This window comes from Streptomyces sp. NPDC015220 (genome assembly GCF_043079345.1).
Lineage (GTDB): Bacteria > Actinomycetota > Actinomycetes > Streptomycetales > Streptomycetaceae > Streptomyces.
In genome coordinates, this window is sequence record NZ_JBIBUK010000004.1 from 282,119 (window position 1) to 301,019 (window position 18,901).

The 18,901-nt window shown below is 73.9% G+C and carries 15 protein-coding genes and 1 pseudogene; 5 read left to right on the forward strand and 11 right to left on the reverse strand.

Going from position 1 to position 18,901, the window contains the following annotated elements:
* Positions 1–4: 4 nt before the first annotated feature.
* A pseudogene (locus tag ACF061_RS12750) lies at positions 5–196 on the forward strand (TetR-like C-terminal domain-containing protein); the annotation flags it as partial.
* Positions 197–348: 152 nt separating this feature from the next.
* Here ACF061_RS12750 and ACF061_RS12755 read toward each other — a convergent pair.
* The 6 genes from ACF061_RS12755 to ACF061_RS12780 form a co-directional block, all read right to left on the reverse strand.
* The gene (locus ACF061_RS12755) at positions 349–1,593 is read right to left on the reverse strand and encodes a VWA-like domain-containing protein (protein WP_392266860.1); all 1,245 of its coding nucleotides are present in this window, start codon (positions 1,591–1,593) and stop codon (positions 349–351) included.
* 392 nt (positions 1,594–1,985) lie between these two features.
* The gene (locus ACF061_RS12760; RefSeq protein ID WP_392266861.1) at positions 1,986–3,359 is read right to left on the reverse strand and encodes an AAA family ATPase; all 1,374 of its coding nucleotides are present in this window, start codon (positions 3,357–3,359) and stop codon (positions 1,986–1,988) included.
* 122 nt (positions 3,360–3,481) lie between these two features.
* A complete protein-coding gene (locus ACF061_RS12765; protein ID WP_392266862.1) occupies positions 3,482–5,014 on the reverse strand; it encodes a hypothetical protein in 1,533 nt (510 codons plus the stop codon).
* A gap of 93 nt (positions 5,015–5,107) precedes the next feature.
* A complete protein-coding gene (locus ACF061_RS12770) occupies positions 5,108–5,239 on the reverse strand; it encodes a hypothetical protein (RefSeq protein ID WP_392266863.1) in 132 nt (43 codons plus the stop codon).
* A 188-nt stretch (positions 5,240–5,427) separates the two neighbouring features.
* A complete protein-coding gene (locus ACF061_RS12775; protein ID WP_392266864.1) occupies positions 5,428–5,982 on the reverse strand; it encodes an isochorismatase family protein in 555 nt (184 codons plus the stop codon).
* Positions 5,983–6,447: 465 nt separating this feature from the next.
* A complete protein-coding gene (locus ACF061_RS12780) occupies positions 6,448–8,001 on the reverse strand; it encodes a ricin-type beta-trefoil lectin domain protein (RefSeq protein ID WP_392266865.1) in 1,554 nt (517 codons plus the stop codon).
* A 130-nt stretch (positions 8,002–8,131) separates the two neighbouring features.
* Here ACF061_RS12780 and ACF061_RS12785 point away from each other — a divergent pair, with 130 nt between their 5' ends.
* Together ACF061_RS12785 and ACF061_RS12790 are read left to right on the forward strand one after the other, a co-directional pair.
* Positions 8,132–9,607, forward strand: a complete 1,476-nt coding sequence (locus tag ACF061_RS12785; protein WP_392266866.1) for a cellulase family glycosylhydrolase — start codon at positions 8,132–8,134, stop codon at positions 9,605–9,607.
* A 470-nt stretch (positions 9,608–10,077) separates the two neighbouring features.
* A complete protein-coding gene (locus tag ACF061_RS12790) occupies positions 10,078–11,001 on the forward strand; it encodes a hypothetical protein (protein ID WP_392266867.1) in 924 nt (307 codons plus the stop codon).
* Positions 11,002–11,187: 186 nt separating this feature from the next.
* Here ACF061_RS12790 and ACF061_RS12795 read toward each other — a convergent pair whose 3' ends face one another.
* From ACF061_RS12795 to ACF061_RS12805, 3 genes are all read right to left on the reverse strand, one after another.
* The gene (locus tag ACF061_RS12795) at positions 11,188–12,108 is read right to left on the reverse strand and encodes an SDR family oxidoreductase (protein ID WP_392266868.1); all 921 of its coding nucleotides are present in this window, start codon (positions 12,106–12,108) and stop codon (positions 11,188–11,190) included.
* 77 nt (positions 12,109–12,185) lie between these two features.
* A complete protein-coding gene (locus ACF061_RS12800; RefSeq protein WP_392266869.1) occupies positions 12,186–13,625 on the reverse strand; it encodes an MFS transporter in 1,440 nt (479 codons plus the stop codon).
* Complete coding sequence (locus ACF061_RS12805; RefSeq protein WP_392266870.1) at positions 13,612–14,184, reverse strand: 4-hydroxyphenylacetate 3-hydroxylase N-terminal domain-containing protein; 573 nt, start codon at positions 14,182–14,184, stop codon at positions 13,612–13,614. The genes ACF061_RS12800 and ACF061_RS12805 overlap by 14 nt, the downstream gene beginning before the upstream one ends.
* Before the next feature lie 1,070 nt (positions 14,185–15,254).
* On the opposite strand from ACF061_RS12805, the gene ACF061_RS12810 reads away from it, so the two are divergent.
* Positions 15,255–16,343, forward strand: a complete 1,089-nt coding sequence (locus tag ACF061_RS12810) for a cupin domain-containing protein (protein ID WP_392266871.1) — start codon at positions 15,255–15,257, stop codon at positions 16,341–16,343.
* Positions 16,344–16,773: 430 nt separating this feature from the next.
* On the forward strand, positions 16,774–17,133 hold the full coding sequence (locus ACF061_RS12815; protein WP_392266872.1) for a class I SAM-dependent methyltransferase: 360 nt from the start codon (positions 16,774–16,776) through the stop codon (positions 17,131–17,133).
* A gap of 88 nt (positions 17,134–17,221) precedes the next feature.
* On the opposite strand, the gene ACF061_RS12820 is transcribed toward ACF061_RS12815, so the two are convergent.
* Positions 17,222–18,070 carry a hypothetical protein gene (locus ACF061_RS12820; RefSeq protein ID WP_392266873.1) on the reverse strand — a complete coding sequence of 283 codons (849 nt, stop codon included), beginning with the start codon at positions 18,068–18,070 and terminating at the stop codon, positions 17,222–17,224.
* Positions 18,067–18,885 (reverse strand): RNA polymerase sigma factor, encoded by an 819-nt coding sequence (locus tag ACF061_RS12825; protein WP_392266874.1) that lies wholly within the window; start codon positions 18,883–18,885, stop codon positions 18,067–18,069. The genes ACF061_RS12820 and ACF061_RS12825 overlap by 4 nt, the downstream gene beginning before the upstream one ends.
* Positions 18,886–18,901: the final 16 nt, after the last annotated feature.

An 18,901-nucleotide genomic window follows, 5' to 3' on the forward strand; every position in this document is an offset into this window, starting at 1 on the left:
GGACGACTACCTCGCGGACCACCGGGAGTGGGCCGCGGACCATCCCGCGCCACCCGCGGCCCTGCACCGGACCCTGAGCTTCTGGACCCGGATCCACGGCGTCCTGTCCCTGGAACCCGTCGGCCACTTCAACGGGATGGGATTCGACCCCGCCCGGCTCTTCGCAGCCGAACTGGACGACCTGCTGACGCACTGAGCGCCGGCGTGCCCGGGCGCCCCTTCGGCGCCGCCGTGCGGCAGCGCGTTCGCCGGGACGGCCGGGACGGGCCGGGCGCATCCTGTGCTGCCGAAGAAGCACGTGGACATCGGGGTACGCCTGGTCGCCGTCTGCGGCTCCGGCCCGTCCTCTCAGCCGATGGCGACGACCCGTGCCCAGGGCGGCGGGGCGTCGGGGGCGTAGTCCGGCTCGTCCTCGTCCACGGCGCGGGCGGGGCGGGGGAAGAGACCGACGACGGTACGGCAGGGCGGCTGCGCGGAGGGCCACGGCGTCTGGCCGTCGGTCAGGGCCACGATGACGTCCGGACGGGGCCGGGAGCGGAGCGCCCGGGCGAAACCGGAGCGCAGGTCCGTTCCCCCGCCGCCGACCAGGTCGATGTTCTCGGCGCGGCAGAGCGGGACGGCGATCCCGGCCGCCGCGTCGCAGGAGATCACCGAGACCAGGTCGCGCCGCCCGCCCACCGCCCGCGAGATCGCGGCCACCTCCAGCAGCGCGCTGCCCAGCTCGGCGTCGCTGACCGACCCGGAGGTGTCGATCACGACGCACACCCGGGGCGGTGTACGGCGCAGGCTCGGCAGCAGCACCTTGGGGACGCCGGCCGAGCGCCGGGACGGGCGCCGGTAACTGTGGTTCTCGCCCACTCCCGGCGCGCCCGCCGCCGAGCGGACCGCCGCCCCCAGCAACTGCCGCCACGGCTGCGGCGGATGGAAGGCCTGGTCCGCCCACCGGCGCCACCCCTCGGGCGCGTCGCCCGGCCCTCCCCTGATCCCCTCCGCGACCCGGAAGCGGACCGCGTCCCGCTGCTGCCTGCTCAGCCCGTGTGCCCCGTCGGGCCCCAGCTCCCACGGCCGGCGCTGCCCGTCGGCGCCGCTGCCGCAGTCCAGCCAGGTCAGGTCCGCGGCGAGCCCGGACAAGGACGCCGTCCGCAGGTATTCCTCCATCAGCAGTCCGTCCGGCAGCCGCAGCAGTGACGGCAGCACCGCTCCGGTGGGCCGGGGCAGGCCGTCGCCGTAGATGTCGTCGTTGATCTCGAAGTCTGCGGCGATGTTCCGCCGCAGCCTCCCCGCGCCGTCGGTCGCGAGGGCCCCCGTCCCGCTCCGCTCGCCCGGCCCGTGCTCCTCGTGCTCCCGCGCATACCGCTCGCCCCGCCCGTGGTGGTCGCGGAGCAGGTGGGAGACCTCGTGCACCCAGACGCCCGCCAGTTCTCCCACCGGGGTGCGCGCCACGAAGCCCGGGGAGACGTAGCAGCGCCAGTGCGCGTCCACCGCCATCGTCGGCACCGACCGGTCCTCCACCACGTGCAGCGCGAAGAGCGCGTCGGCCAGATAGGGGCGGACCTTCACCGCGTGCAGTCGGGCGGCCAGCAACTTCTCCATGTCCAACGGGAGTCCGGGCACGCCGCCCGGACCGCCGGAACCGCCCGGACCGCCGGAACCGCCCGGCCCGCCTGAACCGCCCGGACCGCCCGGCCCTCCGGAGCCATCCGGATCGGCGGAACCGCCCGGGGGCCCCGGCACGGCGGCCCGCACCGGACGCGGCGGCGCGGGCGGAGCCATCGGGCGCGGGAGCGGACGCGGCGGCGCGGGCCGGGACAAGGGGTGCTGCGGCCCGGGTCGGGACGCCGACGCCGGGCGCGGAGGCGGATCCGGGAGCGGGCGTGGTTCCGGGTGCGGAGGCGGGGGCGGCTCCGAGTGCGGGAGAGGGCGTGACTCCGAGTGTTGAAGCGGGCGCGACTCCGGGTGCGGAAGCGGCTGTTTCGCGGCCCCCGTCATCGGCGCTCCCCGCTCGTGCGCCCGGCGCCGGCCTCCGCCGTGGCCCGTCCCACCGACCGGTCCGCCCGCCAGGCGAGGCCGATCACCCCGGCGAGCCGCTCCACCGCCTCCGGCACCTCCCAGTCGTCGCGCCGCAACCCGGCCAGGGCCGTCGCCGGGGCGACCAGCAGGTCGGGTGCCCCGGTCTCCAGCGCCCGGACCAGCACCGCCCAGCCCGCCTCCCACCTCTCCCGCTCCGGCCGCGCACCGACGGCGGCGACGACCGCCTCCAGTGCCGCCTGACGCAGATCGCCCCGCACCGGCAGCTCGGCGCCGGCCGGGTCGGCCAGCAGCGTCTCCGGGTCCGGCAGGTCCATCCGGTCCAGATGGGCGAGGAGTTCGAGCCCGGGCCCGTCCCCGACCGCGCCCCGCACCAGCATCGCCAGCACCTCCCGGGAGACGGAGGCCGCCGTGCCGAAGGCCAGCAGGGTCAGTGCGGCCTCCCAGCTCCTCGGAGAGGGCCAGGCACCGCCGCGCCGGGTCTCGGTGCTCGGCAGCCGGTGGACCAGCGCCGGCCGGGCCGTCAGGAAGCCGCAGACCGCGCGCCGGGCGAACGCCACCGCCTCGGGCATCCGTTCCGGCGCCAGCCGGGGCAGCTCGGCCCGGGGCCAGACCCCGCCCAGCCCGCGCACCACCACGTCCTTGTCGTGCACCCAGTACAGATGCACGAACCGGTTGGCCAGCGGTGGGCTCAGCTCCCACCCGTCCGCCGCCGACGCGCGCGGATTGGCCGCTGCCACGATCCTTGTCCCCGGCGGCAGTTGCAGCGCGCCGACCCTCCGCTCCAGGACGACCCGCAGCAGCGCGGCCTGGACGGCGGGGGTGGCGGTGGAGAGTTCGTCGAGGAAGAGCAGTCCCCGTCCGGCCCGCACGAGTTCCACGGCCCACTGCGGCGGCGCCATCGGCACCCCCTGCACCGCGGGGTCGTCCCCCACGACGGGCAGCCCGGAGAAGTCGGACGGCTCGTGGACGCTGGCGATCACGGTCGTCAGCGGCAGGTCGAGGGAGGCGGCGAGCTGTGTCAGGGCCGCGGTCTTGCCGATGCCGGGCTCGCCCCAGAGCAGCACGGGCAGGTCGGCCGCGACGGCCAGGGTGAGCGCTTCGAGCTGCTCGTCGGGCCGCGGCTCGGTGCTGGTCGTCCGCAGACGGGCCAGCAGATCGCCGGCGACAGCCAGTTGGGCGCCGGTCGCGGACGCGTCCACGGACGGGGATGCGCTCACGCCGACGGGCGCGGGTGCGGGCGCGGATGCGTCGGCGGGCGCGGACGGGCCGGCGGGCGCGGACGGGCCGGCCGGCGGGACCGGGGTGGGCAGAACGGTGCTGGAAGTCATGGGCATCACCTTGGGTGGGACGAGGGAGCGGAACGCACGGGAGGAGGCCGCCGTTCCGGATGTCATGGGGGCGCGGCGCGGAACGCGCCGTGTATGGACAGGACTTGGACGGGGGCGACCGGTCAGCGGCCCATACCGGTGCGGGGGCGGGCCCGGCTGCTGCGCTTTCGGTGCAGCTCGAAGGGCGTATGACGGCCGGGTCGAGGCCGGTGGCCGGCTTTCGCGTACCCGGTGTCCGAGGTGTCGCCGTCCCCGACCGCGCCGGCGGCGGGGTGCACGGCGACCAGTCCCGAGCGGAAGAGCCCGTGGTCGATGCGGCGAGCCGCGGCCGACTCCAGTTCCTCCCGGAGCGGCCCGTCGCGCAGGACCGCGCCGGGACCGAGCAGCCCCTCGACCACGGCCAGCGCCCCGGTGACGTCGCCGTGGCGGAGTCGCTCCCGGACCGCGGGCAGTGCCTCCGGGTCGCGGTGCACGGCGTCGATCGCCCGCAGGCACGGCAGCGGTGGACCGCCGAGCGCCGCCAGCAGTTCCTCCCGGCGTAGTTGGGCCGGGTCGTGGTCGACCGCCGTCAGCACCCCGTCGCGCAGCGCGATCCGGTGGACCTCGCCCCGGCACTCCACCCGGTGCGGATCACCGGGTGCGGGGGCGGGACCGGCCACGGGCGCCGAGCCGGACCGCATCGCCGAGCCGCACGCCGCCAGTGCCGCGGCGACGAGCGGATGCAGCCGCCCGGTCGCGATCAGGCCGCCCCGCAGCAGCTCCAGATCGGGAAGGACCCGGGCTGCCGCCTCCGGCAGCACCGGAAGCGCCGCGACCTCCTGCGGCGGCAGCGCCTGACGCAGCGGCCGCAGCATCGGGACGTGACTGTCGTCGGGGGCGAGGAGTTCGAGCACGGCGCGCCTTCGCGCATCGAGCCGCACGGTGAAGGCGCCGCGAGGACGCCCCTCGGCGCGCAACAGCAACTCGGCCTCGGCGGCCCAACGGGCCACCGCCCACGGGGAATCGTGGCCGGCGGACGCCTGGGACACACCGGGCGGGCCGGGTGGTCCGGTCCGCTGCGGCGAGAGGTCCGGCGGCACCGTGGGCAGCGCGCCGCCCGCGGTGTGCGCGAGGTGCGCACCGCACCGCGCCGCCAGTTCGCCGCTGTGCCCGAAGTCCCAGAGATGCCGGTGCAGGTCGAGCCGGAAACGCCGGTCGGGGTGCGGATGCGGATGGTGCCGGGCGGTGTCGTTCCCGGCCCCCTCCCACAGGGTCAGGGACATGCGCTGTCCGGCGTCCGCCCGGGCCGGCGGCGTCCGCACCACCAACTGCACCGGCGTGGCACCGGAACCGCGGTAACGGGCCAGGGAGAGGGTGAGGCCGGGCCGGAGCCGCCCGTCGGGGGCGATCCGGGGCATGTGCCAGCGCAGCAGATCGGGCGCCAGCCGGCGCAGATCCGCACGGAGACGGGTGACGAGTTCGGTGCCGTGGCTCTCGCGCACGGCGCGCAGATCGAGGTCGACGTCGATCCGGGCGGCGGCGCAGGCCCCCGCCCAGTCTCCGGCCGCACGCCGTGCGGTCGCTGTCTCGATCATGGACGGTGGCACCGCGTACTCACGGACGCGCTGCCACATCAACAGGTGGGACGGAATGTCCTTCGCGAAGTGAGGTGCCATCAGCACTCACCTTGCGCGGACGATTCCCCCAATCCGAAAGAGGAGGAGTTCTTCATCCCCGACAGCATAACCGGCGCGATGCGGATCTGTCCGTCAGTTGGTGTCCGGCTCGCCGCACGGGCCGAACTCCCGCACGCCCCCCGAGGTACGGTCGGCGAGGTCGAACAGCGGCAGCGGGCCTGCGGCGCCCGTCGGGACGGCCGTGCCCTCCGATTCGGGGGGCACGGCGGCGTCGGCCTCGGAACACGTGTGGACCGGGGTGGCCGCCGGGCGGGACACGTCGCCGTCGGATGCCGACGTCCTGGCCGCGAGGAGGCGAAGTCCTGGAAGGTGGCGGCCACGGGAGCGACGGTCCGTCGTCGATCCCGCTCCGGCAACGCAACGTCGGCGGGAGTGGGCGCCCGGTGTCCCGGCTATGGAACGCGGCGTTGCGATGAGGGGGGCGCCATGAAGTCGGCCTCTGCGGCGGGCAGGACCCGGATGCTGCGGTCAGGAAAGGCGATGTGCCGGTAGATCTCGTTGTGATGGGCGATCGACTGGTCGGGCGGGACGAAGTCAGTCGGCTGGGAGCGGACGGACGTGGTGTGGCCGTCCGCCACCAGCACCAGGTCGTAGCCGTGGCTGAGGGCCTGGCGGGCGGTCGTCTCCACGCAGTTCTCCGTGGCGAAACCGGTGACCAGGAGCTCGGTCACGCCGAGCCGGATCAGCGTCTCGTCGAGGTCGGTGTCCAAGAAGGCGTCCGCGGAGGACTTCGTCACCACCGGATCTCCGCCCAGGGGCGCCAGTTCGGGCAGGACGTCGCCGCACCCCTGCTGTCGAACCGTGATGACGGGAACGTTCGAAGCACGCGCCCGCAGGCCGAGAGCCGCGATGGTCCGGACGGTTCGGTCGGGGCGGTGCATGATCGGCGCCATGTCGTCCTGCATGTCGATGACGAGGAGCGCGCAGCGGTGCGGCGTCGGTGGCATCGGCCCACCGTAGTGGTGACCCTCTGCCGGTGGCCACCGGTCGTGGACCGGCGCCGTCGTGCGTGCTGTGGCACCCCCGAGGTTTCACGTCCGCTGACCCGCCCGGGGGTTGGTCGCGGCGACGGGCGGCCGGGAGGCGCGTTGAACGGTCGGCGGCCACGATGCGCCCGCGGCCCGCCGGGCAGACGGCTCCCGCGATCGGGAGCGCCAGGAGTGCGCATGCGGGGCCGACCTCGGCTTCGGGCAACCGCCCGCCCACCGGGACTTCCTGTGCCTCGGCCACGACCCCAACCCCTGGGCATGACGTACCAGGTGCCGGACGCCGGTGTCTCCGGTACGACGGCCCGTGCCATGGCGCGGCGGCACTCCTCGCGGTCGTACGTGTTCGACACCGGCGTCCTGGCGGCCGTCGTCAGCCTGGTCGCGGGGACCGGCGCCGGCCGACCCCGCCTCGGGGCCCCCGGGTCACGGGGTGAAGCGCTGACCTGCCGAGCCGTCGCAGTTCTGCAGGCGCAGGGGCTGCCGGGCGGCGCTCTGGGTCAGGCACAGCCCGGTCGCGGCCGACGGCCGGATGGTGCCGCCGTCACGGACGAACCTCTGGTTCGCCGCACCGGAGCAGTTCCAGATGATCAGCGCGGTGCCCGCCTGGTACCGGGCGCCCGGCACGTCCAGGCACCGGTCCTGGGTCAGTCCGGTGTGGAAGGTCTGCCGGGCGGAGTCGTACCACCAGTCCTGGTTGCGGGTGCCGCCGCAGTCCCAGCCGAGCACCGCGGTTCCGTCGGCGCTCTTCGAGGAGTCGACGTCCACGCAGTTGCCGGTCGCCTGGTTGCGCACCGGCTGGTAGGCGTCGTCCCAGGCCCTGGGGAAGAGCGTGGGGCTGCCGGAGGAGTTGACGTCGGCGCACGCGCCCTCGCGCAGCCCTGAGTCGTAGAACTGGGTGAGACAGGACGCGAAGGCCGCGTGCCCGCGCGCGTTGGGGTGGAAGGACTGCCGCACCGAGTTCTCGTCCGGGAGGCCGGGTTTGGACAGGTCGATGTAGAGGCCGCGGGCCCAGGCGTTCTCCGTGCACACCTCGTGGCCGTGGAACAGGCGCGAGTTGTCGAGGTAGAGCGCGCCGGTGTCGGCCGCGGCCCTGCGCATGCCGCGTTCGAAGGCGGGCACCGCCACATCGCGGCCCCAGGCCGTGTCCGAGTCGTAGCCGAGACCGCCGCAGGCGAGCTTCCCGGGGAAGTCCGGGTTGTCGCGGAAGTCCGGCCCGATGGGGCTCGGGTAGCCCATGACGACGAGTTTGTAGTCCCCGTCGGCGTAACCGGCGTCGCGCATCACGGACTTGAGGTCGCGCACGGTCTGCTCGACCTTGGGGACCAGGGCGTCGACGCGGGCCTGCCAGCCCGGCGCGTACTTGGACTCGCAGGGGCCCTGGGAGAGCAGATAGCGCTCGACGCAGTCGGTCATGACGGGACCGAACTGGAGGTCGTCGTTGGCGCCCGCCACCAGCAGCACCATCTTGATCCGGGTGTTGCGCGCCTTGACCGCCAGAGCGTCGCTCTGCACCAGCTCGTCGGCGTACTGCTTCGCGCCGCCGATGCGGATGTTGCCGGTGTAGGCGCCGGAGCAGGCCACGTTGTAGGTCAGGTCCGCGGGGATGCCGGTGCGGTGGATGGCGGCGTCGGGGGAACGGTGGCACCAGTTGGTGGGACCGTTGGTCGGCGGTTGGTAGGTGCCGACGCCCTCACCGGAGATCTCGCTGTCGCCCAGCGAGATCAGGGAGGTCTTGCGTTCGGCGAGCGGGCGCACGGCCGAGTCGCCGTAGAGCGCGGTGGCTTCCGCGGCGCGGACGGCCTCCAGGTCGGGCGGGAGCGCGGTGACGGACACCGGCCGGGCGGCGTCCGGGCCCGCGGCCACCGCTGGGCCCGCCGCCACCGCTGGGACGGCGGCCGACGCCGTGACGAGCAGGCCGGCGGTCGCGGCGACGGTGGCCAGGGTCCACCGGAGTCCGTACCGGGAGTGTCGTCTCATGGGCACCTCCTGGACGTGGGGTTACCCACGGTTCTTACTGGTCGGTAGGGACTTTGGGAATACCTCCGGCGAGAACTGCCGCAGGATGTCGCGTACGACGTCTTGAAGACACTCCCCGGCGGCTGATGGGATGCGCGGCACCGTGCACACCGACGAACCGGAGGGCCCCGTGCTGAGAACCACCCTGGCCGCGGGCGCGGTTGTCGCCGCGCTGCTCGCCCCCACGAACGCCGACGCCCACCCGTCCGGGCAGGACGTCCCCCGCCTCACCGACCGGTACGGACGGGTCCTGACCCTGCGCGGCTGGAACGTCGAGGACAAGGCGCACCGCGGCGAGCAGGCCCTGACGGCCATCACCGAAGGCGACTTCCGGGACCTGCGGGCCAAGGGCTTCGACTTCGCCCGGCTGCTGGTCTTCTGGGACGACCTGGAGCCGCGGCCCGGCCGGTACAGCGAGGAGTACCTGCGGCGCGTCCGGCGCGTCCTCGACTGGGCCGCGCGCTACGACGTGCGGGTCGTCGTCGACCTCCACCAGGACGTGTTCGGACCGGCCTTCGGCCACCGCGGCATCCCCGAGTGGGCGACCAGGACGGACTCGCTGCCGTTCACCGCGCACCCGGACGACTGGTTCGCCGAGTACTTCGAGCCTGCCGTACAGCGCGCCTTCACCCACCTCTACGAGGACGGGGACCTGCGCCGCGCCCAGGCCCGCGCCTGGCACGTGCTCGCCACCCGCTTCGCCCACCACCCGGCGGTCCTCGGCTACGACCTGATCAACGAGCCGATGGGTGAGCCGCGTCCGGGCGAGGACCTGGCGACGGCCGCCCGCCGGATCGAGCACGACCAGCTCACGCCGATGTACAACCGCCTCGCCGACGCGGTCCGTTCGGCCGACCCGGACGCCTGGCTCTTCGTCGAACCCACCCCGATCGTGGGCGAGGGCGTACCGACCGGTCTCGGGCGCGTCGACGACCCCAAGGTGGTGTACGCGCCGCACTTCTACAACACGGCCATGGAGGCGGGCGCCGACTACGACCCCGCGGCCGGCTGGATCCAGGCGTACGAGGAGGCGGTCACCCGGTACCCCAAGGAGTACAAGGTGCCGGTGGTGGTCGGCGAGTGGGGGCCGCTCAACAGCGAACTGCCGCACATGAACCGCTTCTACCGCGACGCGATGGCCTCCCTGGGCCGCTACGGCTCGGGCTGGGCGGGCTATGTGTGGTGCCGCGGCGGCGGGTACTGCGCCCTCGACGGCACCGGCGCCTTCCGCCCCAACAAGGAGCTGACCGCCGAACCGTACGCCGAGGCGGTGGCGGGTACGGTCCACTCCGCCTCGTACGACGCCACGAGCGGTGTGTACCGGCTGACGTACACCGCGGCGCGGCACGGCTCACACGTGACCGAGCTGTCCCTGCCGCCCGGGCGGTGGCGGATCACGGTCCGCGGGAGTGCGACCGTGCGGCGCGGCACGGCGGGCCGGGCACGGGTACTGGCCGCCCCGGGCGACCGGATCTCCGTCAACGTCACGCGCGGCTCGTCCACCCTCGTACGCGGCTCCTCCACCGTCGTGCGCGGCTCGTCCACCGTGGCGCCCAGCCCGTCGTGACCGTGGCCGCCGGGTGGCGGGACCGCGCCTCGACAGCCCTCCTCAGGGCCGTCCATGGCGGTCCGCTGCGGCGCCGAGGTCGCGGTCCGGGCCATCCGCGAAGGACCGCGCCGGGAAGCCGACGACTCCCCCGCGGCCGGCGCCCGCCCCACCTGGTGCGACCGCGACCGACCTCGCCGAGGCGTCGGCCGGCGGCCGGGTCGCGGTGGCGATCACGCGGATGCGGGACCGCGTCGCGGTCCCGTCCGCCGCGATCGGCCGGGCCATCGCGTTCGCGATCGTACAGCCCCTCCCGGTCGCGGTGAACGAGATCGTGGTCCGGCCCGCCGCCCGGAACCGGGCATCCCGCCCTTACGATGCGAACATCCACAGCCGCGGGGCTGCTCCACGGTTCGCGAGGCACAACTGCCGCCGGGCCGGTGTGGGTAGCATCCGGCAGCAACACCCCCAGGTACAAGGAGCGTGCAGCCGTGGCTGACGAACCCGAGAACACCACCACCCCCATCCAGAGCGTGTGGGCGCAACGATGCACCCAGGACCTGGAGGCCAACCGCAAGGAGCAGAGCGCCCTCACCGCGCAGATCTCCAGCCTCCGGCAACGCCTGGCACAACTGCGGCAGGACGAGGAGTGGCTGGTGGGCGCGCAGGGGATGCTGCCCACGCTGCCCGCCGCGGGCGAGGCCCAGGAGGATGCCGCCCCCGCGGACGACCGGCTCCCCGGTGAAGGGTCCGAGGACGCCGCCCCGGCGACGGCCGCGGAGGCCGCCTCGCCGGTCCCCCAGCCCCGGCAGGAGGAACAGGCCGGCAGGGTCGAACCCGAGCCCGCCGCGCGGAAGAAGGCCCCCGCCAAGGCGAAGACTTCCGCCAGGAAGTCGGCGCCGGCCAAGAAGTCGGCGACGGCCAGGAAGACGGCAGCGGCCAGGAAGACAGCGACGGCCGACGAGACAGCGGCGGCCGAGAAGGCCGTGACGGCCGGGAAGGCCACCGCCGGCAAGACCACCGCCGGCAAGACGGCGGCGGCGAAGAAGTCCACCACGAAGTCCACCGCGAGGAAGACGGCGGCGGCCAGGGGCGGCGTGCCGGAGGCGCGGGGCGGCGAGGCGAAGCAGCCGCCGCTGCACCAGCTGGTCCTGGACGTCCTGCTGAGGACTCCCGGCGAGCCGCGCCTGGCACGCGAGGTGCACGACGAGGTCGTCAAGGCACACCCCGAGCGGGCGACCGCCTCGCTCCAGACGGTGCGCAACAGCCTGGACGCCCTGTTCAAGAAGAAGGTCATCGACAAGGCCAACCAGCAGGGATCGGTGATGTACTCCGCCAAGGCGGGCGGCGCGGACACCGCCGGGGCGGAGGGCGAACCCGAGCCGGCCGCCGCCAAGGAGCCCGTGCAGGCGTAGACGCGGGGCAGGGCCGTTTCCCGGGCGCCCGCACGACCGCTGTCGTGCGTGCGCCCGGGAAACGGCATGCCGCACGCCGCCCGAGGCGCCGGCGGGCGACGGTCTCTCCCCCCTGTGTTGCGTCCAGCTGCGTGCCGTGTGCCGGGACGCGACCGCGCGGGCCCGCGCCCCGGGCGCCGGCCGTGATCACCCGGCGGACCGGGTCCAGTGCTCCCAGGGCTGCGCCTTGACCCACTCGACCACCGGGGTCAGGGTCACACCCAGTGCGGCCTGCACCGCGGCGGGCGACGGGGCGAGCAGATCGCCCGCCCGGCCCGTGGCCGCGTAGTGGTAGATCCCCGCAACGCCCGCCGCGGCGCCGGCGCCGAGGAGCTGTGCGAGTGCCTGCTCGAACCGCGTGACGGCCAGCGGGAGGTAGCGGACCTCGCGGCCCAGGGCCTGGCCGAACACGGCCGCCAGCTCGGGGCCGGTGAACACGTCGGCGCCTCCGACGTTCAGCACCTGGCCGGCCGGCACGTCGTCGTCCAGGGCCCGGGCGGCCACGCGTCCGAGATCGTCGTGGCACATCCAGGCCACGCGCTGCTCGGCGGGCAGCGGGTAGGCCAGCACACCGTCGCCGACGATGGCGGGGCCGTTCCAGGGGCTGAAGAGGTTCTCCAGGTAGACCGGCGGCCTGACCACGACCACGGGGACCTCGCCGGCCCGCAGCACCCGCTCCGCCAGCCGGCGCGTCTCGAACCCCGCGTACGGTGTGGTCTCTTCGGGGACCGGGGTGTTGACGTTGTAGACCAGGCGCCGCACACCTGCCTCGCGCGCAGCATCGGCGATGTTGCGGGCGTACCCCGCCACCGTGTCCGGGTCGTACTCCAGGGGCATCACGACGACGGCGTGCGTGACGCCCTGGAAGGCGGCGCGCATGTCCTCGAGGTTGCCCAGGTCGCCGCACACCGGCGTCACCCCGGCGGCCGCCTGCTCCGCGGCCTTCGCCTCGTCCCGGACGAGACCGCGCACGGAGTGCCCCTGGCCGGCCAGGAACCGGGCCACCGCACCGCCCTGGAAACCGTTGGCTCCGGTCACGAGGACGTGCTTGCGGTGCTCTTGTGTCATGTCGTGCCTTTCGTGGTGGGTCGGGTTCAGTGGGCGCCCGGCGCCGGTCCGGTCCAGGCGGACCGGACCGGACACGATCAGGGCACGGCCCGGCGGTGCTCGACGACGGTGTCCGCCTCCGGCGGGGCCGGGACGTCCGCCGCGGGCAGCCGCAGCAGCAGCGTGAGCGGCAGTGCCAGCACGGCCGGCACCGCCCCCACCAGGAACGCGGTGCCGAAGCCCTCGGTGAGCGCGATGTCGTGGGCCGCGGAGGAGGCGCCGGTACGTGCGGCGGCGACCCCCGACAGGACGGCCAGCCCCAGGACGGAGCCGAACTGCTGGCTGGTGTTGAGCAGGCCGGAGGCGAGGCCCGCCTCCCCCTCGCCGGTGTCCGAGGTGGCCGCGACGTTGGCGGTGATGGAGACCAGGGGCAGGGCGACACCCAGCACCAGGCTCGGCGGCAGGACGTCCGTGGCGAAGGAACCGTCGGCCGACAGCAGGGACTGCCAGGCCATGCCCACGGCCACCAGCGCGAACCCGGCGGCCATCACGGGGCGCAGGCAGAACCGGCCGATCAGCCGGTCCGCGACAAAGGCCACGGCGACGACGACCACGCACAGCGGCAGCAGGGCGAGGCCACCGAGAACCGGCTCGTACCCGAGCACCGCCTGCAGGTACAGGCTCACCAGGAAGAACATCGGGAACAGCGACATCTGCCACAGCGCGGCCAGGACGTTGGCGAGCCGCAGCGTCGGCCGGCCCAGCACCGCCAGGGGCACCAGGGGGTGCGGAACCCTGCGTTCGATCACGACGAAGGCGGCCAGCAGCAGGACGGCGGCGGCCCCGGCGACCAGCGTCGGCGCGGAACCCCAGCCGGCCTCGCCCGCGTTGACCACCGCGTAGGCCAGCAGCCCCAGACCGGCGGTGACAGCCGCCGCGCCGGGCACGTCGAAGCCGCGCTCGCGCCCGGCCGGCGTTCCGGCCGGCAGCAGCCGCGGCACGGGCACCATCAGGGCGGCTCCGGCCAGCACGTTCAGGGCGAAGGTCGACTCCCAGCCCAGCCAGCTGGTGAGCACACCGCCGAACACCGTGCCGGCGGCGCCCCCGGCACCGGCCATCGCGGCGAACACGCCCAGTGCCCTATGACGCTCCGGCCCGTCCTCGAAGAGCGTGAGGATCAAGGCGAAGGCCGCTGCCGCGGCCATCGCGGCCCCCACGCCCTGGACCGCACGGGCGGCGATCAGCAGGGCGGCGTGGTCGGCGAGGGCGCCCAGCAGCGAGGCGGCCGTGAGGACGCCCAGCCCGGCCATGAACACCCCGCGCTGCCCCAGCAGATCGGCGGCACGGCCGCTGAGCAGCAGCAGTCCGCCGAAGGAGACGAGGTAGGCGTTGGCCACCCAGGAAAGCTGGGCGGGCGAGATGTCCAGACTGTCGCCGATGGAGGGGGCGGCCACGTTGATGATCGAGGTGTCCAGGAGCAGGACGAACTGTGTGCAGGCGAGCAGGACCAGGGCCCGCCGGCGGTCAGCGGCCGCCATACGGGCCTCCCCCGCCGCCCGGAAGTTCGGCCAGCTCCTTGACGACGCGCACGTACAGGTCGTCCTCCTCCCGCTCGCCGACCGCCTCGGTGCGGTCGATCTGTGGGTTGGTGGTGGTGAACGACTGGTAGAGGTCGCCCTGGGCCATACGCCGGTAGTAGGCGGCGAGGTTGTCCCGTCCGTCGAAGGTCTCCCCCGCGAAGACCTCGGGCACCGAGACGAAGCCCGCGAGGCCGACGGCCGTGCAGTCGGGGGACCTGCCGAGGAAGCCGGGGCTCGCCTCGGACCAGGTCTTGAACGCCTTGCGCCGCTCGACCGGTTCGGCGCGGGTGCGCGGCACGTGGAAGGCGCGCAGCACCGCGCGGTCCTCCCCCTCGGGACGTACCGTCAGGACGTCCCGGAGCTGCTCGCCCCGTGCCATGCCGTACAGATGCGCTATGAAACAGGCCGTGTCGCGGAACGCGGGGTGTTCCGCGACGTCCTTGACCAGCTCACCGTCGAGCCGGACGGCACGGCCGTCGCGTAAGGATCCGAGGTACTCCTGGCCGCTGCGGGTCATGTCTCTCCTGACACGGGGTGTGATGAGTGGGTGGTGGAACCGGGGGTGCGTCCGCGGGGCGGCGGCGGTGTCGGCGTTCGCCCACCGCGGCGCCCGAATGGTGCGCTCGGCTCGGGTGGCCGTGGGGGGAGGGGGCGCTGACCGACGCGCTGACGAAGCCGGCGGCGCGGGCGTAGGTGTGGGCGACGTGGGCCAGCCGGGCGGCGGGGACCACGTCCTGCACCCGTGCGAAGCCCTCCGGGGCCCGTTTGGTGGACGAGGTCGATCACGACCTCGGTGCCCTTGGCACGGTTGAGCAGCTACAACCGGTTCATCCGCGGCCTGGCGGTCCCGGTCGTAGGCCGCGAGGGCCGCGACCGGGTCGTCGTGGGTGGCCAGGGCGCGGGCGAGACCGCGGGCGTCCGGCACCGCCTGGGTCGTCGCGTTCGACCCCACGGGCGCCATGGCGTGCGCGGCGTCCCCGAGCAGGGTGACGGCCTTGAGATTCGGTCGGCGGGCCGGTCGCCGGTGCTGTGGCCGACGGTCGCCTCGACGCCTCCGCCGGGCAGGGGTGTGAAGCCGGTGAGGCGCGCGTCAGTGGTGATCGCGCCGTCTCCGAGGAGGGCGCGGACCCTGTCGGCCAGGGCCGTCCGCAAGACACCGCGGTGCAGCGCCAACTGGGGCCGGCGGGAGCCGCTCGCCCGGCCGCACGGTTCACGCCGGATCTTCCGTCCGAGGTGGTTGTGGTGGCCGATTTCGGTCAGATCGCAGCCCAGGGCCGCGAGTTCTCCGGCCAGTCCCAGGGCGGCCGGCTCGCGCACCGCGTCGGGCAGCAGGTTCACCCCCGCTCCCCGCGGACGGATCTGCCGAACCGCCTCCAGGATGCGGATGTCGCGCAGTCCGACGGTATGCGGACTCGGCGCGGCGGGCAGGCCGCCGATGCCCGCCCCGGCGATCACGATCCTCATGGCACATGTCCCCCAGAACTTCGACCCCCGTAACCCGGCCAATGAGCCCGGCTCGGTCCCATCGTTCTCGGCGCGGTGGCTACGATCAATTAATCAAGAGCCGAATCGCTTTAAGGATCGTCCGTGCATGACGACGTGCTGAGTGAACTCCTGCGTCCCCTGTGGTTGATCGACATCTTCCACAGCATGTGGCAGGCCGGCGGGGTCTGGGGTGTCAAGGGACACGACGACAACTGCGCGATCGTCCACTACATGGTCGAACGCGGCTGTGTCATCGATTTCGGCGACGATTCCGCTCCCGTGGAACTGCACGAGGGCGACCTGGCGATCTTCCCGCACGGCACCGCTCACACCTTCGCGGCCGAACACGGGGCGCGGACGACGCCGCTGTCCGCCCTGGTCCCCCGCTGCGACCCGGGCGGATCCGGGTCCGGCGTCGTCAGGGTCGGAACACCGCCCTACCGGACGCGCATGCTCTGCGCGAGTCTGCACTACAGCGCGACAGGTGAGCCGGGCCTCTACCAGGCCCTGCCCCGGATCATCGTGCTCCGCCGCCACATGCTCGAAGGCGAACCGCTGCTGCTGCGCACCCTCGACTCCCTGCCCTCCGAGATCGGGCGTACGGCGCCGGGGTCCCGCCTGGTCACGCTGCGGGCGTTCGAGACCGTCTTCGTGCTGTCCCTGCGGATCGCCATGGAGGAGCTGGCGGAGGAGTCGCCCGCGCTGCGAGCGCTGCGCCACCCGGGGATCAGCACGGCCCTGACGGCGATCCACGGCTCCTATGCCGAGCCGTGGACGGTGGAGTCGCTCGCCCGTGAGGCCGGCATGTCCCGGTCGGTGTTCTCGCAGGTGTTCCGGGAGTTGGTGGGCGAGCCGCCGATGCGGCACCTGACGGTGCGCCGTCTGCGGGAGGCCAGGCGGCTGCTCGCGGACACGTCCGTGCCGCAGCGGGACATCGCGCAGCGCATCGGCTACCGCAGCCAGGTCGGCTTCCACCTCGCGTTCCGCAAGGAGTACGACATGACACCCGGCGACTACCGCACACGCCGGGCCGTGGGGACCGGCACCACGCGGCGGCACCAGGCCGGGCACCGCCGGGCCCGGCAGGACGACGCACCGCGCTCCGCCGGACCCGGGGAACCGCCCGGGCGGTTCCCCGCGGATCACCGGGCGGAGGGGAGGACTCCCGCGCCGCGGGGTCCGGCCGGGTAGCGGCCGGCCGGGAGGGAGGGAGCTGCCCGCGCCGGGCGGCGAAGTACCGCGCGTAGGAGACGCGTTCGCGGACGGTTTCCCCGAGCGGCCGTTGACCCGGCCGCGGAGGGATGTCGCCGGCACGGCACCGGCAGGCCGCCGGACGGGCGCATCCCCCGATCGCCGTGCGCCGGTTCCGCCGGAGGCCGCGAGGGGCCTGCCGAGCGTCACGGTAGTTCATCGACCGGTGTTCACCTCTTCGACCCGTCCGGCACCAGGCCGGCGGTCGCACCGGTCGTCCGATGCGCATACGCGGCATGCACCGACCTGGGCCACCGCATCTTCGTGGTTTCCGCCAGTACGCCGCCCCGGCCGGCGGGAGGCGGACTTCCCGCCGGATGCGTCGGCCCGTCCCTGACGCCGACGCCGACGGCAGAGGGGGAACAGCACGATGAGCGGTCAGCTGTACGACGAGATCGGAGAGGCGTTCGAGGGCTTCAAGACGCTCCCTCTCGCGCGCTACGCGGAGGTGCCCGGCTTCCTCGCCCTCGTCGGCGACGTGAACGGCGGGTCGGTCCTCGACCTGGCCTTCGGAACCGGCTTCTACAGCCGGGAGTTCAAGCGCCGCGGCGCATCGGACGTCCTCGGTGTCGACATCTCCTCCGCGATGGTCGACGCGGCCCGGGCCCTGGAGGACCGCGACCCGCTGGGTGTGCGCTTCTCCGCCGCCGGTGTGCGCGAGTACGGCGAGGCCTTCTGGGACGACTACGCCGCCAACCCCCCGCTGACCATGCTGACCTGCCGCGCCTGACCCCGAGCGGTCCGTCCCCGGTCCCGGCCGGGGACGGACCGCCGGCCGGCGCCGGTGGCCGGCCGGCCCCGGCCGCGTCCCGGGGTGGTCATCGTTTCGCGGTCTGTCCTATCTGTGGGCGTGCCGACCCGGGTATGGGCGAGCGGTGGGAGGCGGGGCGGCCGATGGCGCGAGGGCGTTCGGCGGGGTCCGGGCGCGAGGGGAGGCTGGTAGGAGCGGCGGGGCGGTTGGCGGCCGCGGTGAGCAGGGTGCGGATGCGGTGCGCGAAGTCGCCTCCGGGCATGGGGAGCTCCATCTCCGGCTGGCGGAGGTAGCCGGCGGCGACCGCGGTGGGGACGTAGGTCATGAGTTCGCTGACCGCGGCCGTACGGGGGCGGGTGGTGGTCTTCGCGAGGTGGCGCAGGATGCGCAGGATGGTGGTGGTGGAGCTGTGGGTGACTCTGTGGTTGGCGGGGTACCAGCAGTGGTCCGCCGGTGGGTTCTGGGGTTCCTGGCGGGTGGGCTCTGGGGGCGGCTGGACGTCGTCGGTCTGGCGGTGCCACCAGTCGGCCGCGTCGCTCTCGCCCTGGGCCAGGTGGTGGAGGTAGAGACAGTAGGCGGCGGCGGCCTGTCCGGCCCCGGCTGCGTACTGCCACCAGAAACGTGCTCCGTCGTCGGTGTCGGTCAACTGCAGGACGCAGGCGAGGATCAGGGCGCTGCGGGGTTCCGGAAGCTGGTCGGTGACGAACTGGGCGACGGTGGTGGCGGGGGTGTGGGTGACGAGGGTTTCGCACAGGGCGCGCAGGTCTTCGGCCGCGGCGTTGGGGGTGCTGCCCGTGGCGGGCGGCGGGTCGCCGGCGGGCGGGGCGGCGGAAGCCGTGGTGGGGACGATGTCGCGGGGCACGGCGCGGTCGCGGACCAGCAGGGCCCGGGACAGGATCTCTTCGATGTGGGTCATGGGGCGTTTCCTTCGGTCTCGGGCGGCGGGCAGATGACGCTTTCCAGGAAGTGGACTGCGTGACGCTCGTCGGACCGCACCGTGGCCAGTGGGACACCGAGGAGGTCGGAGACGTCCTCGGCGTCGTGTCCGCACAGGCGGCGCAGCACCATGACGTCCAGTTGGTGGTCGGGCAGCCGGCTCATGGCCTTGAACAGGTGCATGCTCTCCGTCATCTGGTTCATGCGTGCGGTGGGGCCGGTCAGTGACTGCAGGGCGACGGTGTCGAAGGCCGCCTCGGCGAACTCGGGGCGGCCGTCCAGGTGCGGTGTCCTGGACATGACGGTGGTGCGCAGGACCTGCCAGGCGAAGCGCCGGGTGTCGGGGCTGGCGAGCGCGCTGTTCCAGCACAGCCAGAGGATGTCGAAGGTGTCGGAGACGGCGGTGTCGCGCTGGTCGTCGTCGAGGAAGACCTGCGCGTAGAGGGAGTAGTCGTTCTCCACCAGTTCGCGGAAGGCGCGGTGGTCGAGCGGGGCGGCGGTGTCCAGTATGGTCAGCGCGGCCTTCTCGCTGGAGCGTTCCACCCACTCCTTGCTCTTCTGGGCTTCCAGCGCTGCTTGGCGCCACAGCCGGTACAGGGGCCATTGGGGCATCCGCAGTTCGGCGGACAGGCTGAGGATGATCTCCCAGCGCGGGTACAGACCGCATCCCCTGAGCAGTTCGGAGATCTTCGACTTGGCGAACCGGACCCGGCCGCCGAGCTCGCTGAGGGTCAGCCCGCTGTTCAGGTAGGCGTCGCGCATCGGTTCCAGCCAGGCCCGGTGGGCGCTGCTCACGTTGTCGGCGATCGGT